The following is a 10,130-nucleotide window of genomic DNA, read 5'->3' on the forward strand; positions in this document are numbered from 1 at the left end:
CTTCGCTTTGGGCGGTCGCAAAGCGAAGAAACCTGGGCCTCAAAGGAAAGGTGCCAGTACGGGCGGGCGGACCGACGGACGGACGGGCGGGCGGACGGGCGGCGGCCCGACGGCGGCCCGACGGCGTAGCCTCGGCGGTCAGCGGCCGATCGCGGCCTTGCGGCCCGTGACGTGCAGGCCCTCACGCGCCAGGCGGCCGACGGTCTCGACCAGGAGCGCGCGCTCGGCGACCTTGATCCGCTCGGTCAGGGTGGGCTCGTCGTCGCCGTCCTGCACCGGGACGGCGGTCTGGGCGACGATCGGGCCGGTGTCGACGCCGTCGTCCACCAGGTGCACGGTGCACCCGGTGATCTTGACGCCGTGTGCGAGCGTGTCGCGCACGGGGTGCGCGCCCGGGAAGCTGGGCAGCAGGGCCGGGTGCGTGTTGATCATCCGGCCCTCGAACTTGCGCACGACGCCCGGCGCCAGGATGCGCATGAACCCGGCCAGGATCACGTAGTCGGGCTGGAACACCGAGATGGCCTCGAGCACGCCGTCGTTCCAGGCGGCACGGTCCTCGAAGTCCTTCAGCGCGACGACGGCGGAGGCCACCCCGGCGTCCCGCGCCAGGTCGAGCGCTCCCGCCGTCGGCCGGTCCGTGACGACGCCGACCACGCGCGCGCCGTACGCGGCGTCGTCGTGCGCCGCGAGCAGCGCGGCGAGGTTGGACCCGCCGCCCGAGGCGAGCACCACCAGGCGCTTGGCGGATGTGGACTCGACGGGGTGACCGGAGGGCGTCTGCACGGGCCCCAGCCTACTTTCCCGGGCCCGCCTCGCGAGCCTCGTCGCCACCGTCCGGACCAGCCGCCGGCCCGGTGTCCGGTTCGGGTGCCGCGTCCGGTTCAGGGTTCGAGACGGCGTACGCCGCGACCCTCGCCCAGTCCCCGGACGGCGCCGCGTCCGCGACGGGTGTGCCCGCGTCCGCGACGGGTGCGCCCGCGTCCTCGTCGCTCTCGCTCGGCGGGTCCCTGAACCCGAGCTCCGCCGCGAGGTCCGGATCGTCGGACCGGCCCTCGCCCTCCGGCGTCCCGCCGTCCCGCACCAGGCCGTCCGAGGACTCCTCGCGCGAGACACCACCGCCCACCGGAGCCGGCCGACGCAGCCACTCCACGAGGTCCTCCCCGATCTCGCCGCGCCGCGCCACCACGTCCAGCTTGGCGCCCAGCAGCACGGCCATCGCTCCCCCGCCGACCTCGGCGGCCACGAGGCCCGCGGTCACGAGCGGGTCGGCGCCCACCTCGGCGAGCCGGCCCGGGCCGGCCGCGCCCGCGGCCGCCAGCTGGCCCAGCAGCACGAACACCCCGGGCACGACGACGATGCCGCCGAGCACCCAGCCGACGTCCGACCAGCGGACCAGCGACGGCTCCAGCCGGCGCCACACGAACAGGGCCGCCACGACGCCGCACGCGACCACGAGCAGGGGCGCCCAGGCGCTGACCGGGTTGGCCCAGTCCTCCCCCGGCAGCGCCCCGAGCAGCGGCACCGCGGGCAGTGGCCCGGAGACCGTGCCGAACACCGTGAAGCTCGTCCCCTCACCCACGGCGAAGCCCGGCCCCGCGAGCCAGGCGACCGCCCAGAGCAGCAGGTTGGGCAGCAGCGCGAGCTGCGCCACGGCGAACACGATCCCGCCGGTCCAGCCCGGTTCGAGGGCGGTGACGATGTCCGACGACGTGGCCCGGCCCGCCAGCGCCCACGCCACGACCAGGAGCGCGGCCGCGCCCGTCAGCAGCGCGACCACCACCGCGCCGCCGCGCAGCCCGAGTCGCAGCGTGGCGGGGACCAGGTCGAAGCCGGTGAGCCGCTGGGCGACCACCTCGGCCCGTTCGCCGAGCTCGGCCGGTGTCGGCGCGTCCGGCCGCGCCAGGATGCCCAGCGCCATGCCGAGCCCGCCCATGACCAGGCCGGCCGGCAGCGCCAGGGCGAGCGACCAGCCAGGGGCGCTGCCCGCGAGGGCGGCGACCGCCGTCGTGCACAGGCCGTAGGTGACGGTGCCCGCCGCCCAGGCGGGGACCGACGTCGCGGCGAACCGCTTGGCCGAGGCGTAGACGGCGAAGAGCGCGAGGGCCGCGATGCCGAGTGGGGCGAGGGTGATCGTCACGTCGTCGGCGGTCAGCGGGACGCCGTGCCCCAGCAGCCAGAGCCCGGTGGCGACGTCGATGGCGGAGCGGACCTGGACGCCGTCGTCCGGGGTGTCCGTCGCGGAGGCGAGCGTGGCCGTGCCCACGAGGTAGGCGACCACCGCCGGGAGCACCACGACGGCGAGGGACAGGACGAGGGCCTGGGCGGCCGAGAGCACGCCGGCGACGACGTGGGAGAGGGCGAACGACCCCTGCTCGGGAGCGGGCGGCTCGACCAGGCGGCCACGGCGGGCCGTCGGACGGTTGCCCGCCGGGCGGGACGTACGGGCGCCGGAGGAACGGGTGGCCGTGCTCGGGCGGGGTGGTGCGCTCACCCGGCAATCTTCACCCGCGCCGCGGCGTCAGCCCGGGGACATCCCTCGGCGTGGCCCGGGTGAACTTCGGGAGATATTACGGCCGGGTATGGAGTTCACCGGGGGAACTGGTGTAGGAACGCCCCTTTTGCGAACCAGCACTCAGGAGCGAGGACCTCGCGGCCGCAGAAGAAAGGGCCCAGCCGCCCCCAGGGCGACGAGTCCGACGAGCCCGGTCCCGAAAACTCCCCAGGGGACGTGGTATCGCCATTCGGGCAGGTCCTCAGCACTTGCGTCCGCGCTGTAACCCATCTGCACCAGGAGCACCATCCCGAGGACCGTCACGACTCCGGCAGCTACGAGGGATCCCCAGTACGGATGGACTCGACGCCTCGGCTCCTTGTTGTTCACGACGACACTGTGGTTCACCGTCACACCGTTGTCCATGAACTCACCGCTGTCCACGAACTCACCCCGCCCGGTGGCAGGCAGGCGTCACGTCTCCAGACATGACGACGGCGGCTCCCCCTACGAGGGAGCCGCCGTCGTCGGTCAGGGTCAGAGACCCTGCAGGATCTCCCGCATGAGGTCAGCGGTCTCGGACGGCGTCTTGCCGACCTTCACGCCGACGGCCTCGAGGGCCTCCTTCTTGGCGGCCGCGGTGCCGGCCGAGCCGGACACGATCGCGCCGGCGTGGCCCATCGTCTTGCCCTCGGGGGCGGTGAAGCCCGCGACGTAGCCGACGACCGGCTTGGTGACGTGCGCCTTGATGTACTCGGCGGCACGCTCCTCGGCGTCGCCGCCGATCTCGCCGATCATCACGATCGCCTTGGTCTCCGGGTCGTTCTCGAAGGCCTCGAGCGCGTCGATGTGCGTGGTGCCGACGATCGGGTCGCCGCCGATGCCGATGGCGGTCGAGAAGCCGAAGTCCTTCAGCTCGTACATCATCTGGTAGGTCAGCGTGCCCGACTTCGACACGAGACCGATCGGGCCCTTGCCCGTGATGGTGTGCGGGGTGATGCCGGCGAGCGACTCGCCCGGGGTGATGATGCCGGGGCAGTTCGGCCCGATCATCCGGGTCTCCTTGCCCTGCAGGTACGACCACACCTCGGCGGTGTCCTGCACCGGCACGCCCTCGGTGATGACCACGAGCAGGCCGATGCCCGCGTCGATGGCCTCGATGGCCGCGTCCTTGGTGAAGGCCGGGGGCACGAAGACGACGGAGACGTCCGCGCCGGTCTCGGCCATGGCCTCCTTGACGGTGCCGAACACGGGGAGGGTCACGTCGGCGCCGGAGGCGTCCTTGTGGGTCACCGTGGTGCCGGCCTTGCGGGCGTTCACGCCGCCGACGATCGTCGCGCCGGAGTCCAGCATCAGGGCGGTGTGCTTGGCACCCATGCCACCCGTGATGCCCTGGACGATGATCTTCGAGTCCTGGTTCAGGTAGATCGACATTGTCTTCTTGTCTCTGCTTTCGAAGTCTTCAGCGGGCGATCAGGCGGCGGCAGCCTTGGCGGCGGCGAGGTCGGCGCCACCGTCCATGGTGTCGGCGAGGGTGACGAGCGGGTGGTTGCGCTCGTTCAGGATCTGGCGGCCGAGCTCGACGTTGTTGCCGTCGAGGCGGACGACCAGCGGCTTGGACGCCTCGTCGCCGAGGATGTCCAGCGCGCCCACGATGCCGTTGGCGACCTCGTCGCAGGCGGTGATGCCGCCGAAGACGTTCACGAAGACCGACTTGACCTGCGCGTCGTTCAGGATCACGTCGAGGCCGTTGGCCATGACCTGCGCGTTGGCGCCGCCACCGATGTCGAGGAAGTTGGCGGGCTTGACGCCGCCGTGCTTCTCGCCCGCGTAGGCGACGACGTCGAGGGTCGACATGACCAGGCCCGCGCCGTTGCCGATGATGCCGACCTCGCCGTCGAGCTTCACGTAGTTGAGGTCGTTCTCCTTGGCCTTCGCCTCCAGCGGGTCGGCCGCGGCGGAGTCCTCGAGCTCGGCGTGGTCCGCGTGGCGGAAGCCGGCGTTCTCGTCGAGCGTGACCTTGCCGTCGAGGGCGACGATCTCGCCGTCCTCCGTCTTGACCAGCGGGTTCACCTCGACCAGCGTGGCGTCCTCGGCCTTGAACACGGTCCACAGGCCCTGGATGACCTCGGCGACCTTGCCCTTGATGTCCTCGGCGAAGCCGGCGGCGTCCACGATCTCGGCGGCCTTGGCCTCGTCGATGCCCACGGCGGGGTCGACGGCGATGCGGGCCAGCGCCTCGGGGCGCTCGACGGCGAGCTGCTCGATCTCCATGCCGCCCTCGACGGAGCACATGGCGAGGTAGTTGCGGTTGGACCGGTCCAGCAGCACCGAGAAGTAGAACTCCTCGGCGATCTTGGCGCCCTGGGCGATCATCACGCGGTGCACGGTGTGACCCTTGATGTCCATGCCGAGGATCTCGCCGGCCTTCTCGGCCGCCTCCGCGGGCGAGTGGGCCAGCTTGACGCCGCCCGCCTTGCCGCGACCACCGGTCTTGACCTGGGCCTTCACGACGACAGTGCCGCCGCCCAGCTTCTCGGCGCCTTCGCGAGCCTCCTCGGGGGTCGTCGCGACAACCCCGCCCAGCACGGGAACGCCGTGCTTCTCGAAGATGTCGCGCGCCTGGTATTCGAACAGGTCCACCCTGCTGCGTCCTTCCATCGGGATGCGGCCCTCGGACGTCGTAGTCGCCCGGAGCCCGGCTGAAGCGATGTCTCGACGTCAAGACATCCCCGTACAGGGTAGCCCTGGATCGCTTGTGGTTCCGAACGAAACCGGCGGTATTCCGGGGCTCTTCGGCACAGGTGTGTGGTACACGTCTCGTTCGGCGAATTCTGTCAACCAGGGTTGACATCCGGCAGTCGTGTCAACCATAGTTGACACATGACCCAGCAAGCACTCGCCGCGTCCGCCGCCGGCGACGACCCCGCCGAAGGACTGCGCGCCGTCCGCGCGATGCGCGAGCTGGCCGACCGCCTCGAGACGCTCCAGGTGGAGCGTGCGCGGCGCCTCGGCTGGTCGTGGCAGGAGATCGCCGACGCCCTCGGCGTCACCCGGCAGGCCGTCCACAAGAAGCACAACAGGAGGATCTGATGTTCGAGAGGTTCACGAAGGACGCCCGCTCCGCCGTCGTCGACGCCCAGCAGGTCGCCCGCGACGCGCACAGCGACCAGATCGACAGCCGCCACCTGCTCGTCGCCCTCGCCGAGAGCGCCGGCCCGGCCCGCACCGCCCTCGCGGACGGCGGGGTGGACACCGCCGCCCTGGTCGAGGGGGCCCGCGCCCGGATCGCCGCGGGCGACGCGCTCGACCCGGCCGCGCTGGCCGCCGTCGGCATCGACCTCGACGAGGTGACGCGTGCCACCGAGGCCACCTTCGGCGAGGGCGCACTGGCCCGCGCGGGACGCACCGTGCGCGGGCGCCGCAAGCACATCCCGTTCACCCCGGACGCCAAGAAGTCTCTGGAGCTCGCGCTCCGCGAGGCGATCCGGCTCGGGTCCAAGGAGATCCACGGCGGGCACCTCCTGCTCGGCCTCACCCGGGCCGAGTCCCCGGCCCGCGGCATCCTGTCCGACGCCGGGGCGGACCTCGACCGGGTCCGGCACCTGGCGGAGGGGTCGGGCAAGGCGGCCTGACCGGCAGTCAGCAAGACGCCCCGCGCCCGAGAACGGGCGCGGGGCGTGTCCGCTCTCTGCCATCTGTCCGGAGTAGGTCATGAAAAGGCATGGCCGTTACACAGGTGAAACCCAGCACCCCGTTTCCGACGGTTAGGAAAGGGCACACCACTGTCGAAAGGGACACCTGTGTTCACCATCTCCACCCGCGCCGGGGCGTTCGTCGCCGCCGGCGTGGCCGCGGCACTGGCCGTCGGGTCCGCGACGGCATCCGCCGCGGCCCCCGCGAGCCCCGCCGGCCCGGTCCCACCGGGCGGCACCGCCGCCGCGCTCCCGCCATCGGCGGCGGGATCGCGCAGCGTCACCCTCATCACCGGTGACACGGTCACCATCACCACGGCGGCGGACGGCACGAGCGTCACCAACGTCACCGGGCCTGGCGGGACGACGTCGTCCTTCCACCGCACCGAGCGCGACGGCAGCACCTTCGTCTACCCCGACGCGGCGCTGCCCTACGTGACGGCCGGCACCCTCGACGACCGCCTGTTCGACGTCACGCAGCTCCTCGCGAACGGCTACGACGACGCGAGCACCGACACGCTGCCGCTGATCGTCCGGTACACGGACGCCGCGGCCCGGTCGCGGGGCACCGAGCCCCTGGACGGGTCCGACGTCGTCCGCGCGCTGCCCAGCGTGGACGGCGCCGCCGTGACGCAGGACCGCGACGAGGCGGCCGACTTCTGGACCGCCCTGACGGGCGACCCGGCGACGGCCGGAGCCCGCACCACCGGCGCCGCCCCCGCGTTCGCCGGCGGCATCGAGAAGATCTGGCTCGACGGCCCGGTCACCGCCGACCTCGCCGAGTCGACCGCCCAGATCGGCGCGCCCGACGTCTGGGCCGACGGCAACACCGGCGAGGGCGTGGACGTCGCGGTGCTCGACACGGGCATCGACACCACGCACCCCGACCTGGCCGACCAGGTCGCCGAGGCCGCCAACTTCGTCACCACCGAGGACTACGTCGAGGACTACCAGGGGCACGGCACGCACGTCGCCTCGACGATCGCCGGCACCGGCGCGGCCTCGGACGGGCTGGAGCGGGGCGTCGCCCCCGGCGCACGGCTGCACGTCGGCCGGGTGCTCGACAGCAACGGGCAGGGCCTGGAGTCCTGGATCATCGCCGGCATGGAGTGGGCCGCCCGCGACCAGGACGCCCGCATCGTCAGCATGAGCCTGGGCGGCGAGCCCGCCGGCGCGGACGACCCGATGGCGACGGCCGTGGACGAGCTCACCGCCGAGACGGGCGCGCTGTTCGTGATCGCCGCCGGCAACAGCGGCCCGCGCACCATCGGCTCGCCCGCCCTGGCGGACTCGGCCCTCGCCGTGGGCGCCGTCGACGCGACCGACACCCTGGCGGACTTCTCCAGCACCGGCCCCGCGCTCGACGGCGGGATCAAGCCCGAGATCACCGCGCCCGGCGTCGACGTGCTCGCGGCCCGCTCGCAGCTCGTGCGCGGCTCCGGGATGTACACGACGATGAGCGGCACCTCGATGGCGACCCCGCACGTGGCGGGCACCGCGGCGCTCGTCGCGGCGGCCCACCCCGGCTGGACGGCGGAGCAGATCAAGGAGGCGATCGTCAGCACCGCCGTGCCGACCCCTGCCTACACCCCCTACGAGGCCGGCAGCGGCCGCCTCGACGCGCCCGCGGCCGTGGCCGCGACCGTGTTCGGCACCGCGAGCGCCGGGTTCGGCTTCCACACGTTCGACGACGGCACGGACGAGCCGACGTCGAAGCCGATCACGTACACGAACCTGGGCGACACCCCGGTCGACCTGCACCTCGCGGTCGACGGCGCGGTGCCCGCGGGCTTCCTCACGCTGTCGTCGGACACGGTGACCGTGCCCGCGCAGGGCACGGCGTCGGTGGATCTCGTGGCCGACCTCTCGCTCCTGCCGGCGGAGACCGACCTGAGCGCCACGGTCGTGGCGACGGACGACACCGGGGCCGTGCGGGCCCGCACCCTGACGGGCGGGACCCGCGAGGGGCAGCGCCAGAAGCTGACGCTCACGGTGACCGGCGACGACGGTCACCCCGCGGTCGGCAAGGTGCTGGTGACGTCGGACCAGATCTTCGCCGGGGCGGACCTGGACGAGAACGGCACCGCCGTGCTGCGGATGCCGGTGGGCAGCTACAGCGGCTGGCTGTCGGTCGACGTCGAGGGTGCGAACGGGCCGGGCTCGCTCGGCACGGCGCTGCTGAGCTTCGTGGACGTGGACCTGAGCCAGGACCGGTCGGTCGTGCTGGACGCCCGCAAGGCGGTCCAGGTCCGGGCCGAGGTTCCGCAGGACACGGACCCGGCGTCGTTGCGCCTGGACGTGATCCGGCAGTTCCCGAACGGCGGCTACACGGCGAGCTCCATGTTCCCGGGGGGTGAGTACGACAGCCTGTGGGCGCTGCCCACGGGGAAGAAGGTCACCGAGGGCCTGTTCGAGTTCGGGGCGCAGTTCCGGCTGGAGCAGCCGGCCCTCACGGTGCTCGCGGGCCGGGGCGGCTTCGACGGCCTGGACGACCTGCGGGTCAAGCGGGCCGCGACGCCGCCGCCGGCGGGGAAGCGCACGCTGCGGGTGGTCGAGGCCGAGGGCGCGTCCGACCTGTCCGGCCTGGCCCGGCACGGGAACGGGCACGGCCTGAAGGACACCGCCGTCGTCGTGCATGCCACCGACACGGACGAGATCGCGGCGCTGGCGCAGGCCGCGGCCGACGCCGGGGCGCGGGTTCTGTTCGTGGTGCACGACGGCGCCGGGCGGCTGGCGCCGTGGGACGAGTCGCCGTGGATCCCGGGCGAGCCCGCGCCGCTGACGGTCGCGACGCTCACGTCCGGCCAGGGCGCGGAGCTGCTGCGGTCGCTGGACGCCCGCCGGCCGGAGGTCACGGTCTCGTCGGAGCCCACGACGGAGTACACCTACGACGTGGTGCACCACTGGACCGGCGCCGTGCCGGCCCGGCCCACGTGGACCTCGGCCAAGGGCGACCTGGCGCGGGTGGACACGTCGTTCCGCAACTACCGCCAGGGTCCCGCGATGGAGGCCCGGTTCGACGTCTGGCACGGCTGGACGGCGGGCAACCAGCTCGCCGCCCCCGCGCAGGGCGAGCGGACCGACTGGGTCGCCGCCGACGTGCCGTGGACGCAGAGCGCGCACATCGCCGGCGAGATGGGGCAGTCGAACGTCGACGTGCTGCTGTACAAGGCCCGCACGACCAGCGACGTGACGTGGTTCGGGCCGGTGCTGCGCCCGCGCATGTCGGAGCTGGGCTACCAGCCCATCCGCTACCTGGACCAGATGTACGTCCCGGTCCCGGGCTGGGGCGACTCGGGCAGCGGGCACGTCGGCGCCACGGGCGGCGGCAACTTCGACGTCCGCAACCGGGCGACGCTCTACCAGGGCGACACCGAGCTCCTGTGGGGCAACGCCGAGTTCCTGCCCGTCAACGGCGGGCTGCCCGCCGAGCGGCTGCCGTACCGCGTGGTCGCCGACAACGACCGCGCCGACTGGGCGGGGCCGTACTCGACGCACACGCACACCGAGTGGGACTTCACGTCGGAGGCGAGCGGGCCGGAAGCCGTCGTGCCGCTGCCGCTGATCCAGCTCGACTACGGCGTGGACACCGACCTGGCGGGGCGTGCCGCGCGCACGGCGCGGCTGACGGTGACGCCGTCGCACCTGTCCGGGATCGAGGCCCGGGTGGGCCGGCCCACGGTCGAGGTGTCGTACGACGACGGGGCGACCTGGAAGCGGCTTGACCTGAGCCGGGACCGGCAGCCGGACGGTCCGGACGCCTGGTCGGCCCGGCTGTCGGCGCCGCGGGGCGCGCAGTTCGCGACCCTGCGCACCAGCGTCGAGGACAGTGACGGCAACACGGTGTCGCAGACGCTGACCCGGGCGTTCGGCCTGCGCTGACGCCCGTCCGGCCCTGATCGGCTCCCCTTCGAGGCCGGGGTTTCTTCGCTCTCAGCAGGCTG

General features: G+C 73.2%; 7 protein-coding genes. 3 read left to right on the forward strand and 4 right to left on the reverse strand.

Going from position 1 to position 10,130, the window contains the following annotated elements; genetic code table 11:
* Window positions 1-138 precede the first annotated feature (138 nt).
* The 4 genes from purN to sucC all read right to left on the reverse strand — a co-directional run bounded on the left by purN (window position 139) and on the right by sucC (window position 5,134).
* Window positions 139-783 carry a phosphoribosylglycinamide formyltransferase gene (gene purN, locus ACFWEJ_RS22940; protein WP_377231496.1) on the reverse strand — a complete coding sequence of 215 codons (645 nt, stop codon included), beginning with the start codon at window positions 781-783 and terminating at the stop codon, window positions 139-141.
* Window positions 784-793: 10 nt separating this feature from the next.
* Window positions 794-2,491, reverse strand: coding sequence for a DUF6350 family protein (locus tag ACFWEJ_RS22945; RefSeq protein ID WP_377231497.1), 1,698 nt, complete (start codon window positions 2,489-2,491; stop codon window positions 794-796).
* A 537-nt stretch (window positions 2,492-3,028) separates the two neighbouring features.
* Window positions 3,029-3,925, reverse strand: coding sequence for a succinate--CoA ligase subunit alpha (gene sucD / locus ACFWEJ_RS22950; protein ID WP_377231498.1), 897 nt, complete (start codon window positions 3,923-3,925; stop codon window positions 3,029-3,031).
* 39 nt (window positions 3,926-3,964) lie between these two features.
* A complete protein-coding gene (gene sucC / locus ACFWEJ_RS22955; protein ID WP_377218826.1) occupies window positions 3,965-5,134 on the reverse strand; it encodes an ADP-forming succinate--CoA ligase subunit beta in 1,170 nt (389 codons plus the stop codon).
* 240 nt (window positions 5,135-5,374) lie between these two features.
* Here sucC and ACFWEJ_RS22960 point away from each other — a divergent pair, with 240 nt between their 5' ends.
* The 3 genes from ACFWEJ_RS22960 to ACFWEJ_RS22970 all read left to right on the forward strand — a co-directional run bounded on the left by ACFWEJ_RS22960 (window position 5,375) and on the right by ACFWEJ_RS22970 (window position 10,068).
* Window positions 5,375-5,584 (forward strand): RNA polymerase subunit sigma-70, encoded by a 210-nt coding sequence (locus tag ACFWEJ_RS22960; protein WP_377231499.1) that lies wholly within the window; start codon window positions 5,375-5,377, stop codon window positions 5,582-5,584.
* On the forward strand, window positions 5,584-6,126 hold the full coding sequence (locus ACFWEJ_RS22965; RefSeq protein WP_377231500.1) for a Clp protease N-terminal domain-containing protein: 543 nt from the start codon (window positions 5,584-5,586) through the stop codon (window positions 6,124-6,126). Before ACFWEJ_RS22960 ends, ACFWEJ_RS22965 begins: the two co-directional genes overlap by 1 nt.
* A gap of 168 nt (window positions 6,127-6,294) precedes the next feature.
* Window positions 6,295-10,068 (forward strand): S8 family serine peptidase, encoded by a 3,774-nt coding sequence (locus ACFWEJ_RS22970; RefSeq protein WP_377231501.1) that lies wholly within the window; start codon window positions 6,295-6,297, stop codon window positions 10,066-10,068.
* Window positions 10,069-10,130 lie beyond the last annotated feature (62 nt).

The sequence above is a fragment of the Promicromonospora sp. NPDC060204 genome (assembly GCF_042728455.1).
GTDB lineage: Bacteria > Actinomycetota > Actinomycetes > Actinomycetales > Cellulomonadaceae > Promicromonospora.